General features: G+C 69.2%; 24 protein-coding genes. 15 read left to right on the top strand and 9 right to left on the bottom strand.

Annotated elements, in window-relative coordinates:
• Positions 1–152: 152 nt before the first annotated feature.
• From U5640_RS12645 to U5640_RS12690, 10 genes are all read left to right on the top strand, one after another.
• Complete coding sequence (locus U5640_RS12645) at positions 153–515, top strand: hypothetical protein (RefSeq protein ID WP_340375922.1); 363 nt, start codon at positions 153–155, stop codon at positions 513–515.
• Positions 516–690: 175 nt separating this feature from the next.
• A complete protein-coding gene (locus U5640_RS12650) occupies positions 691–1,047 on the top strand; it encodes an SH3 domain-containing protein (RefSeq protein ID WP_340375923.1) in 357 nt (118 codons plus the stop codon).
• A 194-nt stretch (positions 1,048–1,241) separates the two neighbouring features.
• Positions 1,242–1,772, top strand: coding sequence for a hypothetical protein (locus U5640_RS12655; RefSeq protein ID WP_340375924.1), 531 nt, complete (start codon positions 1,242–1,244; stop codon positions 1,770–1,772).
• 256 nt (positions 1,773–2,028) lie between these two features.
• Positions 2,029–3,309: an MFS transporter gene (locus U5640_RS12660; protein ID WP_340375925.1), complete on the top strand. Its 1,281-nt coding sequence runs from the start codon at positions 2,029–2,031 to the stop codon at positions 3,307–3,309.
• A gap of 121 nt (positions 3,310–3,430) precedes the next feature.
• Positions 3,431–4,600 carry an MFS transporter gene (locus tag U5640_RS12665; protein ID WP_340375926.1) on the top strand — a complete coding sequence of 390 codons (1,170 nt, stop codon included), beginning with the start codon at positions 3,431–3,433 and terminating at the stop codon, positions 4,598–4,600.
• Entirely contained in the window at positions 4,597–5,292 is a 696-nt protein-coding gene (locus U5640_RS12670; RefSeq protein WP_340375927.1) for an HAD family phosphatase, read from the top strand. The genes U5640_RS12665 and U5640_RS12670 overlap by 4 nt, the downstream gene beginning before the upstream one ends.
• Before the next feature lie 318 nt (positions 5,293–5,610).
• Positions 5,611–6,000, top strand: coding sequence for a hypothetical protein (locus U5640_RS12675; RefSeq protein WP_340375928.1), 390 nt, complete (start codon positions 5,611–5,613; stop codon positions 5,998–6,000).
• A 256-nt stretch (positions 6,001–6,256) separates the two neighbouring features.
• Positions 6,257–7,438, top strand: a complete 1,182-nt coding sequence (locus tag U5640_RS12680) for an MFS transporter (RefSeq protein ID WP_340375929.1) — start codon at positions 6,257–6,259, stop codon at positions 7,436–7,438.
• Between the two features lie 23 nt (positions 7,439–7,461).
• Positions 7,462–8,478, top strand: a complete 1,017-nt coding sequence (gene egtD / locus U5640_RS12685; protein WP_340375930.1) for an L-histidine N(alpha)-methyltransferase — start codon at positions 7,462–7,464, stop codon at positions 8,476–8,478.
• 55 nt (positions 8,479–8,533) lie between these two features.
• Positions 8,534–9,424, top strand: coding sequence for a hypothetical protein (locus U5640_RS12690; RefSeq protein WP_340375931.1), 891 nt, complete (start codon positions 8,534–8,536; stop codon positions 9,422–9,424).
• A gap of 75 nt (positions 9,425–9,499) precedes the next feature.
• Here U5640_RS12690 and U5640_RS12695 read toward each other — a convergent pair whose 3' ends face one another.
• Positions 9,500–11,188 carry a recombinase family protein gene (locus U5640_RS12695; protein ID WP_340375932.1) on the bottom strand — a complete coding sequence of 563 codons (1,689 nt, stop codon included), beginning with the start codon at positions 11,186–11,188 and terminating at the stop codon, positions 9,500–9,502.
• A 449-nt stretch (positions 11,189–11,637) separates the two neighbouring features.
• Here U5640_RS12695 and U5640_RS12700 point away from each other — a divergent pair, with 449 nt between their 5' ends.
• Positions 11,638–12,252: a hypothetical protein gene (locus U5640_RS12700; protein WP_340375933.1), complete on the top strand. Its 615-nt coding sequence runs from the start codon at positions 11,638–11,640 to the stop codon at positions 12,250–12,252.
• Between the two features lie 67 nt (positions 12,253–12,319).
• A complete protein-coding gene (locus U5640_RS12705) occupies positions 12,320–12,736 on the top strand; it encodes a hypothetical protein (protein ID WP_340375934.1) in 417 nt (138 codons plus the stop codon).
• Between the two features lie 182 nt (positions 12,737–12,918).
• On the opposite strand, the gene U5640_RS12710 is transcribed toward U5640_RS12705, so the two are convergent.
• From U5640_RS12710 to U5640_RS12735, 6 genes are all read right to left on the bottom strand, one after another.
• A complete protein-coding gene (locus U5640_RS12710) occupies positions 12,919–13,638 on the bottom strand; it encodes a transcriptional regulator (RefSeq protein WP_340375935.1) in 720 nt (239 codons plus the stop codon).
• Positions 13,550–14,254 carry a helix-turn-helix transcriptional regulator gene (locus tag U5640_RS12715; protein WP_340375936.1) on the bottom strand — a complete coding sequence of 235 codons (705 nt, stop codon included), beginning with the start codon at positions 14,252–14,254 and terminating at the stop codon, positions 13,550–13,552. The genes U5640_RS12710 and U5640_RS12715 overlap by 89 nt, the downstream gene beginning before the upstream one ends.
• A 96-nt stretch (positions 14,255–14,350) precedes the next feature.
• Entirely contained in the window at positions 14,351–14,680 is a 330-nt protein-coding gene (locus tag U5640_RS12720) for an STAS domain-containing protein (RefSeq protein ID WP_340375937.1), read from the bottom strand.
• Between the two features lie 144 nt (positions 14,681–14,824).
• Positions 14,825–15,118: a DUF6087 family protein gene (locus tag U5640_RS12725; protein ID WP_340375938.1), complete on the bottom strand. Its 294-nt coding sequence runs from the start codon at positions 15,116–15,118 to the stop codon at positions 14,825–14,827.
• A 39-nt stretch (positions 15,119–15,157) separates the two neighbouring features.
• Entirely contained in the window at positions 15,158–15,727 is a 570-nt protein-coding gene (locus U5640_RS12730; protein WP_340375939.1) for a peptide deformylase, read from the bottom strand.
• Between the two features lie 216 nt (positions 15,728–15,943).
• Positions 15,944–16,225, bottom strand: a complete 282-nt coding sequence (locus tag U5640_RS12735) for an HU family DNA-binding protein (RefSeq protein WP_340375940.1) — start codon at positions 16,223–16,225, stop codon at positions 15,944–15,946.
• A gap of 344 nt (positions 16,226–16,569) precedes the next feature.
• On the opposite strand from U5640_RS12735, the gene U5640_RS12740 reads away from it, so the two are divergent.
• Positions 16,570–16,926 (top strand): hypothetical protein, encoded by a 357-nt coding sequence (locus U5640_RS12740; protein WP_340375941.1) that lies wholly within the window; start codon positions 16,570–16,572, stop codon positions 16,924–16,926.
• Positions 16,927–17,090: 164 nt separating this feature from the next.
• On the opposite strand, the gene U5640_RS12745 is transcribed toward U5640_RS12740, so the two are convergent.
• Complete coding sequence (locus U5640_RS12745) at positions 17,091–17,807, bottom strand: 2'-5' RNA ligase family protein (RefSeq protein ID WP_340375942.1); 717 nt, start codon at positions 17,805–17,807, stop codon at positions 17,091–17,093.
• 85 nt (positions 17,808–17,892) lie between these two features.
• Entirely contained in the window at positions 17,893–19,293 is a 1,401-nt protein-coding gene (locus tag U5640_RS12750) for a hypothetical protein (RefSeq protein ID WP_340375943.1), read from the bottom strand.
• Positions 19,294–20,059: 766 nt separating this feature from the next.
• On the opposite strand from U5640_RS12750, the gene U5640_RS12755 reads away from it, so the two are divergent.
• Entirely contained in the window at positions 20,060–20,419 is a 360-nt protein-coding gene (locus U5640_RS12755; RefSeq protein WP_340375944.1) for a nucleic acid-binding protein, read from the top strand.
• Between the two features lie 2 nt (positions 20,420–20,421).
• Positions 20,422–20,952, top strand: a complete 531-nt coding sequence (locus U5640_RS12760; RefSeq protein WP_340375945.1) for a DUF6233 domain-containing protein — start codon at positions 20,422–20,424, stop codon at positions 20,950–20,952.
• Positions 20,953–20,957 lie beyond the last annotated feature (5 nt).

Below are 20,957 nucleotides of genomic sequence, written 5' to 3' on the forward strand. Positions count from 1 at the left end.
GCAGCTCGCCGATCCACGCCGGGCAACTCAAGGCGTCATCAGGCAGACACACGCCCCGCATCACTCACCAACGCACCACTCCGCACCCCCACACAGCGGTCCCCCTGGCCGGGCTGCCCGGCCAGGTTCGCCTCCACTCGAAGGAATTCACCGTGATAACCCAGCGCGTCAAGCGCACCCTCATGGCCACGACGATGGGCCTGGCCGTCGCCACCGGCGGCCTGGCCACCGCCTCGGTGGCGCAGGCAGCCGACACCGGCCACACGAAGGTCAGTTGCAGCGCGGTCAAGATCCGCAAGGCCCCGTCGAAGTCCGCCACGGTGGTGGGCATCGGCTACCGGGGCGACAAGGTCGCCTACGACCAGTGGGCCTACAAGCGTGCCGAGAAGCAGTGGTACACCCGCGGCACGGTCACACGGAAGAGCGACGGCAAGAAGGTCCGCGGCTACATGGTCTACCAGTGCGCCAACCCTTACGGCACTAACCCCGCGCCTACGCCGCCCATCCCCAAGTAGCCGACGTCTGACCGGCGTTGTGTCCGACGGCGCCCACGTGCGTGCCGTGGATGGTCTGTCCGTCCCCCGCGCCCAGCACCGGACGTGCCTCCTCCCTTTCCAGGGGGGCCATCACGTCACAGTCCTGCCGCAGGGGCCCCGCCCTCTCCTCCCTTTCGGAAGGTCGCGTTTCCCAATGATCCGCAATCTCGCCCTCCGCTCGGTCGCGCCCGCCGCCCTGGCACTCGCGGCCGCTGCCACCCTGACCGTGACCACCGCCCCGGCCGCGCACGCCGTCGGCGAACACAGCAAGTGCACCACCAACTGGACAAACTTCCAGGCCACCGTGGCCAAGAATGGCTGGAACTACCGCACCGGCCCGGGCACCACCTACGCCAGCCGCGGCCTCCTGTACCGGGGCGACAAGGTGACTGTGCTGTGCAGCCGCGGCAACTGGGACTACAGCCAGCTCACTCAGCGCTCCAAGTCCGGCATCCCCAAGGGCACCCGAGGCTGGGTGCGCGACGACGGCCTCTACCAGCTGGCCGGTTGACCAACCCAGTCCGCATCCCGTGCGGGATCCCGTCTGAGGACGACACAGAGCCGACTAGCCGCAGCAGTGCTGGTCAGGGCCTTCACCGCGGACACCCGACCGCGGAATCTGCACGTGCTCACCGCCCCTTATCAACGGCCAGCCCACGAACAACGGCCCGCCGACCCCACTCGCCTTCCGGAGGAAACACCTGCATGCCCGCGTTCAAGCGCACCGCCATAACCCTGCTCGCTGCCGGAGCCCTCGCCGGCACCACGCTCGCCACCGCGACCACGGCATCCGCCGCTGACTACAGCTGCAAAACCAGCAGTGCTTCCGTCGACAATCCGGCCTACTCCGGGCCGTGGGCCGACAACTACAACTTCGACGTCACGCTGTGTGCCAAGCGCTCCGGAGGCTACATCTACGCCTACGCCAACGTGAAGTTCGAGGGCCCCGTCTCGTACGTCAACATGACCGAGACCCTTGATGGAGCCCGGTTCCACCTCCAGGTCAAGAAGTCGGTCTCCGGTCCCGACCCCGTCGTGAAGTGGGCGAACTACACCGGCCTCGAGTACAAGCTCGAGCACGGCAACATCGCCGGCAACGGGAGTTACAGGACCGGGACGGTCAAGTACAAGGCCGGCTCGGGCCGGTACCTCGCCGACGGGGTCATCCAGCTGGACTGGAACAACGACGGCAAGGGCTACCGCAACACGAACTTCCGAGCCTCCCCGACCGTGTAGCCGCACTGAACTCCCCGGCCGGACGGAGCGTCCTCCGTCGGCTGGCACCAGGCGCAGCCCGGCCCCTCGCTCCCATCCCCCTGGGGTGACATCCCCGCGTCCTTCCGACGCGGGCGCGGGCCCGGCTGCTCAGTGGGGGCGTCGTCCGCCCACGGCGACGCCCCCACCCACTCCACCCTTCCCGTCCGGCGCCCGAACCAGCTGACGCCGGCCGCCCCATCAGGAACGTCTCGCCCCTGCTTTCCCTGGAGCGTCTGTGTCAGCCACCACCATGCCCGTCTCCACCGGCAAGGCCGTCGAGCCGTCCCGACCGCGGCCCTGGCCGCCGGCGATCTGGGCACTGCTCGTCATCACCTTGGTAGCGCGCGGCTTCGGCTTCGCCTATCCCTTCCTCAGCTATCACCTCAAGGACCTCGGCTACACCACGGCCGCCGCCAGCCAGGCCCTCGCGGTCTTCGGCATCGGATGGCTCGTCGGCCAACTGCTCACCGGCTGGGCCGCCGACCGGCTCGGCCGGCGCCGGACCCTCGTGGCCGCCATGCTCACAGCCGCCGTCTGTCTTCCCGTGATGTCCCAGGCGCACGCGTTCGCCGCCGTGTGTACCGGAGCCCTGATCGCGGGCATCGTGTACGACGCGCCCAGGCCGGTCGTCTCCGCGGCCATCGCCGACCTCATCACCGACGACGGACAGCGCGCCGCCGTCAACGGCTGGCGCCACGGGGCCGTGAACATCGGCGCGGCGATCACAGGCGCGGCCGGAGGCATGCTGGCCGGACAGCTCGGCTTCCCGGCGCTGTTCTGGTTCAACGCCGCCGCCTGCGCGGCCTGTGCCCTGCTCGCCCACCGCTATCTCGACGACGACACCCCGGCCGCCTCCGCCCGGCCCAGCGAGCCCGCCGCGCGCACCCCGCTGCGCTCGGCCATGCGCGACGCCAGCCTGTGGCTACTGTGGATGGCCAGCGTGGCGGCCCTGACCTGCGCTGCCGGCATGTTCACCACGCTGCCACTGCTGATGGAGGACGACTGGCTCGCCGCCGACGCCTACGGATGGACACAGGTCGCCAACGCCGGCGTCGTCGTCCTGCTCACCCCGCTGCTCAACCCGTGGTTGCGCCGCCGCTGCGACGGGCCCCAGCCGGTCACCGGCCTGCTCGCCGTCGGCTCGCTCCTGCTGGGCGCGGGCATGGGCAGCGCAGGCCTCGCCGACACCACGGCCGGCTACAGCCTCGCCGTGGCGGCCGCCGTCCCCGGGGAGATCGTCTTCTTCATCGCGGCCAACGACATCGTCACCAAGATCTCGCCCGTTCACGCCCGCGGTCTGTACGCCGGGATCTGGGGTTCAACCCTCGCCGTCGCCGTGATCACCGCCCCGGTTCTCGCAGCCGTGTCCCTGACATCGGGCGGTGGGGTTCTCGCCGCGCTTACCGCCCTTGCCGCCGGTGCCACGGGCGCAGCCCTGTGCGTGCCGCTCGCCGGCCTCACCCACCGCCGCACGGCCTCCCGTGTGACCGCCGCCCCTGTCCCCGCCGCCACCTGACCGCCGCATCGGAGAACCCGACCATGAGACACAGCACCACGTGCCCCAACTCGTGGGCAGCACCGCACAGGTGGCCTCCCGTTTCGACAGCCTTGTCCACACCCGTGCCGGGGGCAGGCCGATGACCGCAATCGCTCCGGCCCAGCAGTCCGCACCGCCGACGAGCGACCGACGGCTGCTGCTCGGTGTCTTCGCCGTGATGGGTCTCGTCATGGCGGTCTGGGGCACGAGGATGCCCTCAGTGCAGAGGGCGGCCAACCTGGGGACGGGCCATCTGTCACTCGTTCTTCTCGGCGCCGCAGCCGGCATGGTCGTCGGACTCCAGCTCGGCGGGCGCCTGGCCCACCGGCACGGTTCCTCCCGACTGCTGGTCGTCCCCGCCGTCGTCTTCGGCCTCGCCCTGGCTCTCCTCGGCCAGTGCCGCACGCTGCCGACCCTGATCGCGGCTGCCGTCGTCTTCGGCCTCGCACACGGCCTGCTTGACGTCGGCTGCAACGTCTCTGCCGTTCACTGCGAGATCGCCTTCCAGCGGTCGATCATGTCCGGGCTGCACGCCGCCTACTCGATCGGTGCTCTGTGCGGGGCCGCGCTCGCAGCCGTGACCACCTGGATGTCCCACGAGTTGCTGTTCGCGATGGTCGGTGCCCTCACGGTGATCGCCGCTGTCACCGCCGCTCCTGCCGTACGAACGGCAACCTCCCTCGACCACGCACCCGAGCGTCCCGAAGCGGCTGCGGACGAGGCAAAGCCGGCGCAGACCTCCCACATCAAGGTGTGGCTGTTCGGTGCCCTGGCCGCTGCGTGCCTGCTGGCCGAGGGTGCCGCCGCCGACTGGTCGGCAGTTCACTTGCACTCCCTCCACAGTTCCGAGGCAACCGCGGCAGCCGCCTACGCCCTCTACAGCGCCGCCATGGCCGCGGGCCGGCTCGCCGGTGACCGGCTGACCGGCCGCTACGGAGCACCCGCCCTGCTACGCGCCGGCGCCACCCTGGCCGCCGCCGGACTCGGCGCTGCACTGATCGCCGGCAGCGCCCCGGCCGCCCTGCTCGGCTGGATGGCCCTCGGAGCCGGCCTGTCCACGGCCATGCCGGCCCTCATCACAGCCGCCGGACGGGGAGGACCACGCGCGGTGGGCACCGTCTCCACCATCGGCTACCTCGGCCTGCTTGCCGGACCGGCTGCCATCGGGGCGATCGCCTCGCTCACCAGCCTGACCACCGCGCTGGCCCTGCTCGTCGTCCTGACCGCGACCGTCGCTGTCGTCTCCCACCGAGCCCTGGAGTCCCGTTGACCTCTTCCCAGCCCACCACCCCCAGCGGCGCCGACCTCGAGGCCGTGATCCTCGACTACAACGGGGTCATCGGCCGCCAGCCCGGCCCGGCCCAGTGGGCCCAGCTCGCCGAAATCGCGGGCTGGCACCCCCACGAGACCCACGCCTTCCAACAGGCGTTCTGGCAGCGGCGGGAGCCCTACGACCAGGGCGTCGCCCTCACCCACACGTTCTGGAGCGGACTGCTGCGTAACGGGCGCACCGCGCCTGTGGGCAGCACCCTCCTGGCCGCTCTCGAACACGCCGACATCGACATGTGGACCGACACGGACCCCGCCGTGCTGGACCTCCTGCACACAGCCCACGCCACCGGGCTGCGCCTCGTACTCCTGTCCAACGCACCCAAACCGCTGGCCAACACCCTCGACGACGCCGAATGGTGCGCCACCTTGTTCAGCCGGACCGTCTACTCCGCCCGCATCGGAGTGAACAAGCCCCACAAGCGGGCCTACGAGGCAGCGCTCGAGGCCGCCGGAATGCCCCACCCCTCAAAGACCCTGTTCGTCGACGACCGGCTGGACAACGTCGAAGCCGCCGAGCAACTCGGCCTGCAGGCCCTGCACTACACCGGCGCCCCGGCCGCACTCGCCCGCTGGCTTCCCCGGCCGCCCGCCGTCACACACCCGGCAGCCGCCCTCACCACGAGCGCATGACCCCCCTCGCGACGCCCTCCCGCCAGCCCGGCACCCGCCGCATCCCGATCACCGAACCGGAGATCCGACGATGCCCATGACCGCCCTGCACCCCAACTCCCGTGCCGTGACGAGCACGTGGCACTCCTCGGTGGTCGCACTCCCCGCCGAGCGGCGCGCCGCCACCCCCTTCCACACCCGCGAGTGGGCCTCTCCACCTTGTCCCGCGGCGTCCTAGGCGCCGCGGTGTGCCTGCCGCTCGGCCTGCTCCTTCGCCGGGCCCGCGCACCGAAAACAGGCGCCTCCTTTCACCTGAAGTCAATCCTTGGAAGGAACTCTGTGTCCGTCTCACGCTTCGTCAAACACACGGTGCCCGTCGCTCTGGGCGGTGCGCTCGCCACCATCGCGCTCGCCACCACCCCGGCCTCCGCGGTGAGCTCCGGCTACGTCTACTCCAGCGGCCGTGGTGCCGAGGGCTGGTACTACTACGGCAACGGCCGGGTCTATGCGAACGACATCAAGGCCGACGGTTTTGCGTCTGTCACCCAGGTCTTCGCCGACGACGGCCGTCGTCTCCTCGTCAGCGTCCAGGACTCCGGGGCCAATAACGGGATCAGCTGGAAGACACCTGTCCTTTTCGAGGGTTATCACAAGATCCGGGCGTGCGTTTACAAGACCGGTCACGCGCCCACGAAGTGCGGCGCGATGACCCGCTGGTACGTCGACTGACTTGTGGGTCCATCGGCTGACCCCTCTGCGCCCGGCCCGGACTTGCCGCAGGCGCCCCTGACCGCCCTGCCGGCCCGGGCCGGGTCCTCGTCTCACCGTTTCCGTTCCGTCCGGATCCACCGGACCACCATTCCCTCTTCCTGGCCCGCTCGGGAGTTCACCTGTGCAGCAGCCCACTTCACGGCCGGTCACCGGCGCCTCGTCCGGACCTGCTGTGGCCGTCCTCGGTTCCACGGCTGAGCCGCCGAGGCGTCCGGTGCCTGTCGGGTACCGCGATGTCCTGCGGGTGCCCTGCGCGGCGCGTCTGCTGGCCGGGACGCTCATCGGACGCCTTCCCAACGGGATGGCCCCGCTCGCGATAGTGATCGGAGCTCGCAGCTCCGGTGCGGCGGTCAGCGCGGCTCTGGCCGCCTTGTACCTGGTGGCCAGCGCGGTCGGCGGTCCGCTGATCGGCCGTCTGGCCGACCGGTACGGACAGACGCTCCCATTCTCCGCAGCCACCGTGCTGAGCACAGCCGCCCTCGTCGGCGTGGCAGTTGGGTCTCAGCACCCGTGGTGGGCGATAGCCGGCGTTGCGGTCGCCGGGGCGGCCAAAGCTCCGCTTGAGGCAGGGTTGAGGGCGTTGTTCGGAACGGGGTCCTTCATGCCGAGCCGCGCCCACCAGCGAACGGCGCTGTCGCTGGAGGCAGCGGCTCAAGAAATGATCTACGTCGTGGGGCCGCTGCTGGTGGCGGGGATCGTCATGGTGTCCTCGGCATTCGCCGCGCTGGTGGCGACGGCCGCTCTCGGTGCCGTCGGCACCGCTCTGGTCGTGGCGACGCCGGCCTCCCGGACGTGGACCACCGTCCGCCTCCACAGGTCCGACTGGCGGGGTCCGCTCAGGTCCCCACAGTTGCGCGGGTTGTACCTGGCCATGGTGGGCGTCGGTATCCCCCTCGGCGCTCTCACTCCCCTCGCGGTATCGGCCGCCGCCGAGTACGGCACACCGTGGCTGTCCGGAGCCCTCCCGGCCGTGCTGTCCCTCGGTGCCGTCGTCGGCGGACTCCTGTACGGGGCGCGGCTATGGCCGGGCACAGCAGTTCAGCACCTGATCGTCCTGAGCTCGGCTTTTGCAGGGGGCTGGCTGCTGATCACTCTGGCGGCCAGTCCCACAACGGCGCTGGCCAGCACGGTCGTCCCGGGCCTGGTGATGGCGCCGCTCCTGGGCGTCGCCTTCGCGGTCACGGGCGATCTGGCCCCGGCCGGCACCGCGACGGAGGCGCAAGCGCTCTTGGTGGCCGCGCTGGACGTGGGATGCGCCGCGGGCGCCGCGGCCGCGGGCCTGGCACCGACCGCAGGGCTGCTGCCGGCCGGCGCCGCGGGCGCAGCCCTCATCCTCGTCGCCGCCCGCCGCCGCCTGAGCGTGACCGGTCGCCGTCCGCCCCTGCCCGTGTCCTGACCCCGTCTCAAGGGAGCTTTGTCGTGAACTCGTTCCGTCTCACCCGCACCCTGCCCAAGAATGCAACGGACGCCGCGCTGCGTGCCGACGTCCGCCATGGCCTCACCAGTACTCCCAAAACGCTGCCGCCGAAGTGGTTCTACGACGCGTACGGCAGCGAACTCTTCGAGAAGATCACCGAGTTGCCCGGGTACCACATCGCACGCTCGGAGCGTGAGCTGCTGGCGGCCCACGCCAGCGAGATCGCCAAGGTGTGCGGCGCACGCACCCTGGTGGAACTCGGTAGCGGTTCGTCCGCGAAGACGCGGCACCTGCTCGATGCACTGCCCGGATTGCACACGTACATACCGGTCGACGTCAGCGAGAACGCCTTGCGGCAGGCCGGGCAGGCTCTGATCGTCGAACGCCCGGACCTCACCGTGCACGCGCTGATCGCCGACTTCACCAACGCGCTCACCGTGCCGGATATCCCTGGCCCGCGACTCGTTGCGCTCCTCGGCAGCACCATCGGCAATTTCCCGCCCGCCGAACGCGCCGTGTTCCTCGCCGCCATCCGCGCCCTCCTCGCGCCCGGCGACGCCCTGCTGCTCGGTGCCGACCTGGTGAAGGACCCTTCGCTCCTCGTCGCCGCGTACGACGACGCGACGACCGGCGCTTTCAACAAGAACGTCCTCACGGTCATCAATCGGGAACTCGGCGCCGACTTCGATCTCGACGCCTTCGAACACGTGGCCATCTGGGACGCTGCCGTCGAGCACGAGTGGATTGAGATGCGGCTGCGCTCGCGCATCGAGCAAACCGTGAAGATCCCCGCCCTCCAACTCGCCGTCGACTTCGCGGCAGGTGAGGACCTGCGTACCGAGATCTCGGCGAAATTCCGGCCCGCCGGCCTGGCCGGTGAACTCGCGTCCGCCGGAATGGAGTTGGAGCGGTTCCTGACCTCACCGAATCATTCCTACGGCCTGGCGCTCGCCATCCCCAAGGAACACGCAGCGGTCCAGGACGCGTCAACGAGCCACAGCACCGCCTGTGTCCGCTGATCCCGGCAGCCCTCCGCCCCCTGTCCATGCGTCTCAAGCGTTTCGGAGTGGCCCCATGGCCTTGCCTTTGATCAGTCCCGACCGAACCTCTGCTGGTAGCTCCCTTTCGTCGGTCCTCCCGGGGCGCGCCGCTGTCGTCGCCCCGTACGGCTCGGGCAGGCACTACCAGAGCGAGTTCGCCGACCGGGGATGGGACTGCGTCGCGGTCACCCCTGCGGATGACGCGCTGCCTCCCCTGTACCGCGGCAGTCTCGACGCCACCGGGTACCGGCGCGTCGTCGTGCACGACGGCAACGTCGCCGCGACCGCCCGGGCACTGCGCGCACTCCGGGTGAGCGCCGTGGTCGCCGGGACGGAAATCGGCGTACCACTCGCCGAGCAACTGGCGTACCACCTGGGCCTGCCCGGCAACGACCCGCAGACCTCAAACCGCCCCCACGACAAGGGCGCCATGGCGGCCGCGCTGACGAGCGCGGGCATCGACGCTCCACGGAGCCTGAGCACCGACCGCCTCCGGGACGCCCTGTCCTGGGCGCACTCGCTGGACACGCCGGACGTCGTACTCAAGCCGGCCGACTCCGCCGGATCAGACGGCGTTATCTTCTGCTCCGGGATCGCGTTGGTGGTCGAGGCGACATTCCACACCTGCTGCACTCGCCGCCCCTCGACGGCGTCGTACGGGACGCGCAGACGCACCATCCCGGATGCCTTGGCGATATCGATCGCCGCGACCCGGACCATCGTTCCGTCGTCGTGGCCGTCCGTCAGCTCCTGCATCGCCTGCCTCCCCTTGAGCATGGTGCGGACGGGGCTGCCCGGTGAGCTTCAAGGGGAGACGGAGATCCTGAACGGCGTGCTCGAAACGACAATGTGCAGCCCCTGGGACGGCTCCCTCACCAGACTCTATTGCGGGCTCAACAGCTCATGGACCTGCGGCGTCGGCTGACAGCCCCCACACCAATTTTCACGCCGGCGAGACGTCATCGACAGATGAACGGACAACTCTAATGAGCCAACATGCCTAGCTCCAGGGCTTTCGCACGCCTTTGACGCCGTGCTTGTTGAGCCGATGGCTCGGCAGTCCCGGCAAGGGGAACGACTCCCCGCATTCAGGGCAGGGAACCGGCTTCGGATGCGCGTAGTTCCTGTGGTGCCGCAGGTTGTTCTTGTACCGGAAGACGCGGGGCTCCTCGCAGTCCGGGCACTGGTACTCGCCGTCGGGCGGCAGGAGCGAGTAGCCGGAGCCGCGCCGGGGCTCCAGCTCGTCCCCCTCTCCCAGGTACCAGAAGCCGATGCGGCTGAGGTTCGTGCCCTGCGAGCCGAACAGCCCCTTCACGGACCCGCGGTTCCCGTCGTCGGGATCCACGACGATCTTGCGGATGAAAGCCCTGGTGGCGGTCTTCTGTTCGGCTTCGGGAAGTTCCAGGAACTCGGCTCCGCTGATGTTCGGGATCTCGCGGGGCCGGCCTTCGGCCTTCTCGGCGATCCGCTGGTCGATCTGGCTCTTCAGGGCGTCCTCCTCCCTGATCCGGTTGAGGAGCGCGGCCATGGCGATGGCCGGTGCGTTCTCGACCTGCTTCTGGAGGAGGAGGATAGAGTCCCGCAGCGCGTCGGACTGGTCATGGAGTTCGAGCAGCTCGGCACTGGTGTTCCCTGCCGCGGCTTGGCGGAGGCGGTCGGCCTGGAACTCCCGGACTTCGGGCGTGTCCAATGACGTCGCGACCACCTCGCGCACGAACTGCTCGGTCGACCCGGCTGTGATCGCGACTCCAGGGCACTTAGCGCCCCTCATCCGTCCGTTGCAGACATACGCCCCCGACTCCCCCAGTGACCGGTTGCTGGTCATCTTGGAGCCGCACGCGCCGCAGTAGATGAGCCCCACGAGGGGCAGGCCTCCTGCTCGGGCTCTGGTCTTCTTCAAAGGCTGGGGCTTCATCAGTAGTCGCAGCGCCTCCCACTCTTCGGGCGTGCAGACCGCTTCGTGGCTTTTCACGGGCAGGCCGTCCTTGCCGATGACGATCTCGCGCGTGTCCCTGATGTCCGGCCCCTCGCCGCTCGTCCGACCCTTGGCCTTGGCCGTGATCGAGTTGTATCCCGCGAGCAGCGGGTGACGGAGCATCGATGCGACGCTCCGGTATTGGAACGGCTTGCCGGCGCGGTTGGTCACGCCGGTCTCGCTGAGCTCACGAGTGATCTCAGAGACGGACATGCCCTCCAGTCGCCAGTCCACGATCTGACGGACGACCTTGCTCTCCTCGGGGTGCAGCGTCAGCGTCTTCACGCCGTTCGCATTGTGGTGCTCGGGGAGCACCCAGCCGTAGGGTGCCATGCCGTTCCAGCCACCTCGCAGCCGGATGTTCTCGGCGGTGCGCTTGAGGCGCTTGCTGGTGGTCGCGGCCTCGGTCTCGGCCAGTCCGCCCAGGACGGAGATCAGGAGGATCGTGTCGGGCGACCTTGGCGCGAACACGCGATCGTGCGTGTAGATCGTCACGTCGTACCGATTGCAGGTGTCGACGATGCGAGCTGTGTCCATCAGGCGGCGGGCCAAGCGGTCGAGGTCGCGGACGTAAAGGGCCCTGACGTCGCCTTCGGCGAGCACCTCTTCCATGCGGTTGCGCTGAGGACGACGACGATCGCGGTACGCGCTGACGACCTCTTCGAAGATGTCCTTCTCTGCCAGCTGGTGCCCCCGCTTCTGGCTCTCCTCCATGATCCAGAACCCGCTGGTCCACGAGGGAGGAGTTGCCTTCGTTGGGGTCCTTGGATCGTCGGATGTACGCCAGAGCTCGCATCCGTCAAGCATACCTACTTAAGGACATGGACCTGATGGATCGCGCAAATGACTGGTGGTACCTCGCATGCGATCACCCTGTGACCAGGCAAACGCCGCGACCACCACCTGTGCACTTCGCCTCGCTCTACCGAGCGCTCGCTGAGGCAGAGGATGCCGCGCCGGACGACGGCCTGCCGCTCCGGTCCAAGCCCGTCCGCATCCGCCGGCCCGAGGACCCGCTCAGCCCCGAAGAGATCGACCTCCGCGAACGTCTCCAGGCCAGCCCACCCGAACGAGCAGATCCCCGGACAGTAACCGTGAGGGCTGCCCGCTGACGCTGACTAGGGCGTGTTCCCGCATGAGCGTGTGGGGTTACCGTGCTGCACATGGCCACTGCCTCGACGCCCCACAACCTCACGGCGCTCCTGCTGTTCATCGACACCCACATCATCGATGCCGTGGACGAGGCAAGTGTGTGCTTGAGGCACCTCCGTGACGAGGGATGGATCAACCTTCAGCGGACCGACGCCTTGGACACGGAACTTGCCGACGCGCCCCCTGAAAAGTGGGCACAACTCACCGAGGCCAGCGCCGCCTACCCGGAAGCGCTCGGGCCCATGGTCTGGGGCCAATCCCGCTGGGATTCCTCCGTGTGGGGCACTGAGGAGGACCACACCCGCCTGCACGACGTGTTCGCCATCCTGTTCCCGAACGTGGAACGGGCGACCGCTCGGGACAACCACGTCCGTGATGCCATGCACGTCTCCACGGCCATCCGGTACGGAGGGTTCGGGTTCGTCACGCGCGAGAGGCGCCTCCTGAACAAGGCGGATCGGATCGCCGAACGCTTCCACGGTTTCCGGATGTGGCCGCCAGAGGACGCCCTTACCGAGGCAGCCGTCCGGATCCGGGGCCTTCGGGAGCTCCACCACCGCGAACCTCACCGCGGCACCCTGCCGATGTGGCCGACGGAGGGCGATCTCCCAACCGCGCCGGAATAGTCGGGACCGCCGCTGCGACACTGGGCCGTTCGGTAACTTGCTCGACACTGCGGAGAAGGAGAAGCCGGTGACACCGCCTGTCCCTGAGTACCTCTCACCGCTCCGGTGGCGCTGGATCCTACTGACCACCCAGCACCGGGAGGTGCGGTTCCTGTACTGGCCGCCGCAGCACTCGACCGGATACCGCAACCTCCGGATGTTCAACCGTGACGGGTACAACATCGGTCGGCTGGTGTGGGTGGTGTGCGATGAGTGCCGCATCGGCAGTATCAACAAGATCTCCATCGACCCCGACCGTCACCGCCAGGGCCTCGGGCGGCGCCTGATCCGTCGGGCGCTCGCCGACGGCCCCGGCTACACCTGGCAGACCACCGGCCAGTCCCCACAGGCCAAGCAGTTCTTTCCCGCCCTGGAAAAGGAGTTGGGCGTCGCGCTCCCCGAATACGGCGGGGTCTGCGAGCACCTTGCCTCACCACCCGGCTAGCAGCCGCCCCCGCCTGACTGCCGGCCGCGCCCGGTGCTGGAGCGCGGCATCTGACACCACCGCGTTGATGGCGGCGCTCCGATGTCCGCGGCGCCGGGTAGCGCCGCTGCCCGTCGGTGTGCACGGTCCGGCGGATCTGCCCCGTCTTGGGGGGCGAATCCCCGGTGTTCACACGGTGTTCGTTAGGCGGCGACGGCGCCGGTGCGTACTGCGAACTCCCGCAGGCCAGGCAGGCTTCCCGGGGTGTAGAGGAGGTCGGCGGTGAGCGTGCGGATTGCGGGGCGTCGGACTTCTTCAGGTGCGGTGTGTTCGATGGCCCGCAGCGCGCTGAAGGTGCGGCGACCGTCGCCGAGTTGGTGCCACATGCGGGCTGTGTCGGTGAGGTAGCGCGCGACCCTTTCGGTGTTGGCCAGTTGTGCCGGCACGAGACGCTGGACGTACGGAACGGCATCGTCGGGCGTTCCGAGGACTGTGAGGCTGCTGATCCGGTACATCGCGACCTCGGCGGGGCTTGCCGAGATCGTGAACAGGCCGGCTGGCTTCCCGTTCTCGGTGCGAGGGATACGGTCAGCGGTCTCTTCGGCTTCGTGGAGCAGGTCGAGCGCGGTACTGCGGCGGCCTCCGGAGGCTGCGGTGTAGGCGGCGGTCATGAGGAGGCAGACGCGAGCGGCAAGGGTGTCGGCCTGCGGCTGGCCCTTCTCCGCGGTGAGCGTGGTCGCGGTCCGGGCGAGGAAGTCGACGGCGGCGGAGCTGCGGCCGGCGCGGCGCATTGTGATGGCCAGGACTCGTGCGGCGTCGCTGAGGGGGCGCGGGTCACCGCTGGCCCATGCGGCGATAAGGGCGCGGTCGGCGGTGGCCCAGGCGGCCTCGGAGTGTTGCTTGACGGCGAGTTCGGTAGCCAAGACGTAGGAGCGGGCGACGGCCGCCTGGGCGCGCTCCCGCGTGCGGCCGGTGGTTGGCGTCACGGGTCGCTTCCGCCGTCGCGATGAGTGAGGGCAGCGCGCTTCCCAGGGCGCTGTAGCGGGCGCCGGAGAACAGCTCGCGGGCGGTCGCGAGGCCGGTGGCGAGGTCTTTGAGGCTTGCCGGCTGTCCGGCCACCGGTTCGAACAAGGCCCGTTCCATGGCGGCGGCCGGGTTGTGGGTGGCCGGTGCTGCCGCTGCGGCCTCGGAGCTGGTGCCGGCGATCAGGCTGGCGCCGAGTCCCAGTGCACCAGCCATGAGTTCGCGACGCCGCACATCGTCCTCCTGCTCCTGCTCGGTTTCGGTCACCTTAGCGGCCGTCGGCAGGGGGATGTGTGCGTTGTGGTGCGTCGGGTGGTCGGCGTGTGCTGCATTGTCGCCCAGGCCCAGACGGGCGGGCGGGATGCCCAGTCCCTCGGCGATTCGGGTCAGGACGTCGACGCTCTGCATTTGGCGCAGTCCGCGCTCGATCTCGCTTATGTCGGACTGGGCGAGCCCGACGAGGGAGCCCACGGTGGTCTGGCTGGCGCCCGTGTACTGCCGGAAGTGCTTGAACACGGTGGCGATGTCGCGTTCCGCGAGGGCTCGCCGGGACACCGCGGTCCTTCAGCGCGCGGGCGAAGAGGAGCTTGTCGGTCCCGTACGGCCGGTGTCTCACCGTGGGTCCGTCTGCTCGATGGTGAAGGCGCTGCCCGCATGGGTCAGCCGCAGCAGCCTCGCCAGCGTGTGCGGCACCGCGCACAGGCGCAGCTCGCTGCCGGCGGCCTTCGCTGCGCGGGCGGCGGCCAGTAGTGCGGACAGGCCGGTCCAGTCGCAGAAGGTCAGCCCGCTGCAGTCGACGTCAACGCGGTCGTGGACGGAGACGGCTGTGCGCAGGGCTTCCCGGATGTCCGGGGCGCTGACCACGTCGAGGTCCCCGGCCACGGTCACCCGGCAGCGACCGGGCCCGGTCGGGTGCACTGCGACGTGGAGCGTGTCGTACACGGCGCCCCCAGCGACGCGGACGGGGGTGTGCCTCCTCCAGGAGAACCCGCGACCAGCGGCGATGTCCACACCCGGCAGCAAAGGGGCCCGGCGGCGGCAGCATCGGCTCACGTCACCCGGTCGCCGGGCGGCGTCCAGTCTCCCCTAGTCGGTCGCGGCCTCAGTGCCCGGGGCAGTCCCGTTCACCCAGCGCTGGGCTTCCGCAAGGTTGGCGGCGGTGCCCGCGGGCTCGTACGTGAACCCGTTCCACTCCTCCAAGGCCCGAGTCTCGTCCGGGCAACGGTGTCCGCCTCCACCGTGAAGGGGGCGGTGCCGGCACCAGACGTCCATGGGTGGGCGGCGCCGCTTGTTGTACGCGGCCAGCGGATCGTCGGCGTCGACGCTCGGCGCCGCGCGGGACGGCTGGTTCGGCGGCCCGGGTCGGGAGTGTTTGCCCATGGCGTCGATGGTCTCAAGCCGCGAGGGTGGTCGGCCGGGTCAGGAGTCGTACGCCCAGGACCGGCCGGTCTGCCGGTACTGCTCGACGGGGATGGGGTCGACGCCTGGCCTCATCCGGTCCAGATACAGATGGCCGTCGAGGTGGTCGATCTCGTGGGCGACGAGCCGGGCAAGACCCCCTTCGTAGACCGTGGTCACCGTAGTGCCGTCCAGCGCGGTGGTCTCCACGGTCATCCGCAGGGGACGGGGGACCAGGCCGCGGACATCGAAGAACGACAGGCACCCCTCGTACTGCACGTCGCTCTCTTCGGAGGCGGCGGTGACGCGGGGGTTGAGCAGCACGATGGCGCCGGCACCTTCCTCGGCGGGCTGGACGACGGCAGCCGCCCGGCCGATGCCGATCTGCGGGGCGGCAATGCCCATGCCCTTGGCGAAGGTGTGGACGCGGGCGATGCGCTCGATCGAGGCGAACAGCATCTCCACGGCGTGTTCGACCGCCTCCCGCTCGGCGGGCAGTTCGAAGGGGCGGGCCGATTCGGCAAGGACGGGGGCACCCTGCTGGACGACCCCGAGGGCGCGCATCTGCTGACTGGGCCGCACCTCGCTCACCTGAACTCCCCTTGGTTCACGTCCTGTTCGGGCTGGTCCCGGAACCTGCATTCCCCACGGTATCGGGCGTGCAGCACCGGCTGGGCGGTCGTCCAGGTGAAGACGCGCATCCCGTGGGCACTGCTGCTACGCAGCGACGCCCCGCCAATCGTCCAGTGGGGCGTCGTGGTGTAGGGGGGGCTGACTACTCGGCCATGGCCCTACGGCGTCGTAGGGCTACTGGCCCTTGGCGGCTTCCTTGAGCTTGGAGCCCGCGGAGACCTTCACGCTGTGGCCGGCCGGGATCTGGATCGGGTCGCCGGTCTGCGGATTGCGCGCGGTGCGGGCGGCGCGGTGGGTGCGCTCGAAGGTGAGGAAGCCGGGGATGGTGACCTTCTCGTCGCCCTTGGCGACGACCTCGCCGGTGATCTCGGCGAACGCGGCCAGCACGGCGTCGGCGTCCTTGCGGGTCACCTCGGCGCGTTCAGCGAGGGCGGCCACCAGCTCAGTGCGGTTCATAAGGGTCGTACTCCGTATCCGTGGGTTGTCGCGACCGCGGCGCGGTCGGGACAGGTCACGGGTCATCCTGCCATTGGGAACTGACATCGCCGTTCCGCCAGCCGCGAGGGGTTGGTGGCGCGTCTGCGGCGGCCACAGGGCGCAGCCTCTGCTGGCTGTTCTTGAGAGCGGTCAGGGACACCGACGAACCCTCCATCACCGCACTGACGAAACCCGATGACGGTGGCTCACAGGCGGCTGAGGCTGTAAGGGGACCTCTGATGCTGTGGCGTGCATCACTTTTTCAAGATTTATTGTCGGTTCCGGTCCGTGCCGCGCCTGAAGAGTGAAGGGGTTTATGCGATTTGGTGTTGGAGGACTTGATGATCCCGCGGAAGACGTCCCTGCCGACCATTACGCCGCCGGGGAGGTACGTGCAGCTCGTGGAGCTGATTTCGGCTGTCACAGAGCTGGATGAGGCGGCGGAGAGGCTCGCGGACGGCCTGCTGGACCGGTTGGGACTGTACGGCCCGACCCCTGAAGTTGTAGCGGATGCGTGTTCGGCGATGTTCTTCGACGCAGACCCAGACAGCTACGGATGGGTGCAGTGCAGCGAGGAGCCGGGACACGTCCGGCGTGGGGAGGCACTGCACAGGGACCGGTGGAGCGGCCGCTCCTGGAGCGACGACCACCGGCAGGCCGTGCCGGAGCACGCTGAGTAGCAGGGCAACGGCCCTCCGCCCTGCATCCGGCGCTTGGTAGCCGGTCGCCTTCGGACGGGATTCATCCCGTCCGAAGGCGGGAGTCGATCTTCGTGGACGGACTATTGCTGCAGGCGACAGGGGTTTCGTCGGCGGTCCGGTCACCTTCTCTGGCGGGCTCGCACTCAGGCTGTTGCCGGAAGGGAGATCTCCTCGACGACCTGCCACTGGTATGCACCCTCGACCCGCCACATCTCTACGATCTGCACACGATCCACGAACAGTTGCACGGGCGGGAGCATCCGCAAGGGCTCGATCGCTGCACGGACCTCGGAAGCCGGCAGTACCCGGTTGCAGTAGGCGATGCCGAGGTGAGGGCGCAGGTGCCCGGTCGCGCTCAGGAGCGGCAACCCTACGGCACTGCTCGCCTGGGCCAGTTCGGCGTGAAGAGAGAGCACGGGCGTCCACGGGGCCACGCTGTAGCGCACGGCTCCGCGCGAGGCGGTCATCGGGATGGCGCTCAGCGGGAAACCGTGCGGGAGGCGTTGTCGGCGGACTGTGGCGGCGAGGCTCCTGAGCTGGGTGAGAGGCACCTCGCTGGCGGGACCGATACGGCCGAGGGTCAGGTGCATGCTCTGCATCTCGATCTCGTCGAAGCCGAGATGACGGATTCGGACCTGGCACTGCCGGGCGTGAGAAACGAGGAGCGGCGAGGAGAAGGTCAGCAGCCAGTAGCCCGCGCGCATGCCAGGACCCCAGTTCGGGCGGTCCCAGTGGTTGACCATGGTGGTGACCTGGTCGAATGCGTGCCAATCGTGGGCTGCGACGCTCCAGGCGTTGTCGGGGTCGCGTGGTGGATCGGCTGGGAACGACGCCGGGTGGGGCACCAGCCGCACGGTCACCGTCGCCCCCTTCTCTGTACGGCACACTGCCGGTCAGCTCGTTGGACTCCTCGGGTCGGGCCATCCCGTCAGGTGGCCCGCTTCCTCACCCGGTCCAGCCGTTCACGTTGAAGCGTCGGAACAGGTCCGGCAGGAACCGCTCCAGCAGAGCCCGGGCGTCAGCGATTGCCTCGAGTTCGTCGTGGCCGAAGCGGAATACCTCGTAGCCGCTGAGTTTGAGGTCGCGGTCGCCGGCCATCATCTCCGCGTACTTGGAGGTGTCGGGGCGCTGCCCGCCGTCTCGGGTGTAGTGCTGGGATCCGTCGACCTCGAGGACGATCCGTTGGCCGTGCGGCATCAGCAGCAGGAAGTCCATGCGGAAGCGCAGCAGGGCTTCGGGCCCCCGCTGGCGGACGGTCTTGTGATCCCAGTGCAGCCACACCTCGGGAAGGAGTGCCGGAAGGTCGTAGACCGCCGAGCCGAGAATGTGGTGGTAGAGATCGAAGAGGTTGCGCTGGCCTGGGGAGTTGCGGGGCAGGCTGTTGCGGAGCCGGTTGTAGAGGGACTTCTTGGCGTCGGCTTCGCTGGAGATCTGCTGAGTGTCCTGCCACCAGTTCTGGAGATCTCGCCAGCGTATGCCGTCGCCCGTGATCTGGCGGTCGTAGACGAGGGCGTTGTTGGGGTCGCCGACGACCTCGATGTCGTTGTCCACCGCGGACAGGAACCGGATGTCGGGCTTGGTGTATGAGGCGAAGATGACGTTCTTCGGCCGTCGGTTCTCGGCGAGATGAGTCGAGACGATCGTGAAGCGCGGATAGCCTCCGTCGGTGCCGGTCTCTCTCAGCTCGATCGTCGCACTGCGAAGGTGCTGGTTGATCGTGTTCGCGAGATTGCGCTGCGCGGCTTCGTCGAGGAGAACGTCTGCGGAGACCGATCCTTCCAGGAAGCGGGCGAACCTGGTATCGCCGGCCTCGAACGCCCCGAGGTTCTCGAGCAGGTCCTCCGCTGACCAGTCCTCCGGGTTGCGGAAGACATGCCGCACGATCTGGTCCCTGAGGCTTGGCCTGGGGTTGGGCAGCAGCCAGTCAACGAGGGATTCTTCGTGGTCGAGCGCCCAGAAGCGATCCAGCAGCTTCATGAAGCGTTCTTCGCTGCGGACCATGTCCGTCAGGTCGAGGGCCCGGGCGAGTTCGCGCCGCACCCGCTTCGGTATCTGCGGTGGCGACGATTCCGCCCACAGCAGGTCCTCTATCCCGTTGCGGATCGCGGCGGTCATTTTGCCTTGGGCCAGGACGCGTTCGGCGACGCCGGGAAGTTCGCTGTCGGGGACCTGGGAGAAGCTCTGTTCAATGCGTTCGCGCTTGGTCCGGTCCTCTTGGGGGACGGGCGGCATGCCCAGTTCTGCGAACGCTGCGTCAAGTGTGGCGTGCGTGTTTCCGGCGCAGTGTGTCGAGACCACGTCGCCGACAAGTTGTCGAAGCGCCGAGCGATCCCTGCTGTCGACCATCTGTCGATGATCGCAGAGCCTCGGCCACGCAGTCAGCGGCCCGAGAGGACAAGTCCGATATCCGGGTCGAGTTGGCCAGCCACGAGGCGTCGTCAGTTGCGTTTCGTCCCACAGGGGCCCAGGGGCGCTTGAGGGTGGGGCTATCGGTCGCGGAGGGCGCGGCGGGCTGCCCGGTAGGCGACGGCGGGGTCGGTGGAGTGGCCGGGGCGGGGCCGCACAGCGCACGGATACCGATGTCCTGACCCGAGGGCACTTCGGTCCCCGGGAAGCCGGACGACGAGCCGGCACCGCCGGAGCCCCCGGAGCCGCCCCACTCCCCTGCCGGCCGATCCAGCCGGAATGTATGCCGCGAACTGCCCGGCCCAGCGACGCCGCGGTCCAGCATCACGGCCGTCGTCGTCGAGGATGTACGCCTTGGCGAGGAGATCAATGAAGGCATCGGCGGCACGAGGGCCCCGTCATCCATGAACACGTGCAGCGTCAACGTCGCCGCTCAGCGATCGCACGTATCCCAGCGCAAGCTCAGGCAACTGCCCGCAACACGGCCCCGTCCAGCGCTGCATCCACGCATGGCCAGCTCGGGCGAACGCAACGCCGGCCCCGCTGCCGACGAGTACCGACACTGCGTACGCACGCACGCCCGGTTCTCCGAACGCGTCGTCACCGCCGGCAGAAGCGCCAATCGACTGCTCGAACAGACAGATCCGAACATCCACCACGGCGAGGCCAAGGCGGCACTGTCGGCGGCTCGAACTACTGTTGGGCCGTGACGACGTACGACTATCCCGACGATCTCCTCAAGGCGCAGCAGACCCTCAACGAGGTGCGCGGCAGCCTCAACGCCCTGGTCAAGACGCTGCCGTACTCCGTGGAACCCATGGAGGCCTGGCAGCGCCCCGAGGGTTACTGGCTCGCCACGTCCCCCTCGCATCCGGCCTCGCCGGGCTGGTCGGAGCAGGAACAGAACGACGTCGCCACGCTACGGGAGCGGGAACGCGACCTCGCCGCCGCGATCGTCACGCACTCGTTCTGGAACGAGATCCCCGGACCCGAACGCCCCGATGCCCGCTCCCAACTCAGGCACGCCCTCGGCAACGGGGACGGCGAGGGCCAGGAGGCCGCGTAGCCGTGGCGGACACCCCGCCGGAGCCGCCGCCCATCATCGTGATCCTCCCGGACGACCAGGAGGTCACCGGCCGCCTCCAGGAGCGCCAGCAAGTCCCGGACGCCTGGCTGTACAAGGTGGCCGTCCCGGCCTGGCAGAACACGCCTGACGGCCGGGTGGAGCCCGCCTGGTACGTGGTGTGGGTCAAGGCCCCCGACCACGTGAAGCCCGTGCCCGGCGTCTCCTACGACGACGTCCCCACCACCCGGCTACCCCCGCCGCCGGCGGAGCGCGAGATCCTCGGTCCGCGCCGGCCGTCGGGCTGGGTGCTGCAGAAGCTGGAGCGCGGCCGCGGCATCATCCATGCCGTCGACTGCGAGGAAGCACCCCCCGGGGCGCCGGTGCTGACCCTGGACAAGGCGCTGGACGCGGCGGAGCACCCCGGCACCCGGCTGTGCTCCTTGTGTAGCGCGGCGGCCGAACTCGACCCCGTGCTCAAGGGCTTCGAACATGGCTTCGGCGGTCCGGAAAATGGCAGTAGGGAACCGTCGTGATCGTC

Origin of the sequence: Streptomyces sp. SS7, from assembly GCF_037993025.1 — a bacterium.
GTDB lineage: Bacteria > Actinomycetota > Actinomycetes > Streptomycetales > Streptomycetaceae > Streptomyces.

Excerpts from the sequence above, each read along its gene's own strand:
- U5640_RS12665 (WP_340375926.1), top strand. The coding sequence starts at position 3,431 with ATGACCGCAATCGCTCCGGCCCAGCAGTCCGCACCGCCGACGAGCGAC.
- U5640_RS12695 (WP_340375932.1), bottom strand. The coding sequence starts at position 11,188 with ATGGAGGAGAGCCAGAAGCGGGGGCACCAGCTGGCAGAGAAGGACATC.
- U5640_RS12750 (WP_340375943.1), bottom strand. The coding sequence starts at position 19,293 with ATGGTCGACAGCAGGGATCGCTCGGCGCTTCGACAACTTGTCGGCGAC.
- U5640_RS12725 (WP_340375938.1), bottom strand. The coding sequence starts at position 15,118 with ATGGGCAAACACTCCCGACCCGGGCCGCCGAACCAGCCGTCCCGCGCG.
- U5640_RS12690 (WP_340375931.1), top strand. The coding sequence starts at position 8,534 with ATGGCCTTGCCTTTGATCAGTCCCGACCGAACCTCTGCTGGTAGCTCC.
- U5640_RS12700 (WP_340375933.1), top strand. The coding sequence starts at position 11,638 with ATGGCCACTGCCTCGACGCCCCACAACCTCACGGCGCTCCTGCTGTTC.
- U5640_RS12655 (WP_340375924.1), top strand. The coding sequence starts at position 1,242 with ATGCCCGCGTTCAAGCGCACCGCCATAACCCTGCTCGCTGCCGGAGCC.
- U5640_RS12650 (WP_340375923.1), top strand. The coding sequence starts at position 691 with ATGATCCGCAATCTCGCCCTCCGCTCGGTCGCGCCCGCCGCCCTGGCA.
- U5640_RS12735 (WP_340375940.1), bottom strand. The coding sequence starts at position 16,225 with ATGAACCGCACTGAGCTGGTGGCCGCCCTCGCTGAACGCGCCGAGGTG.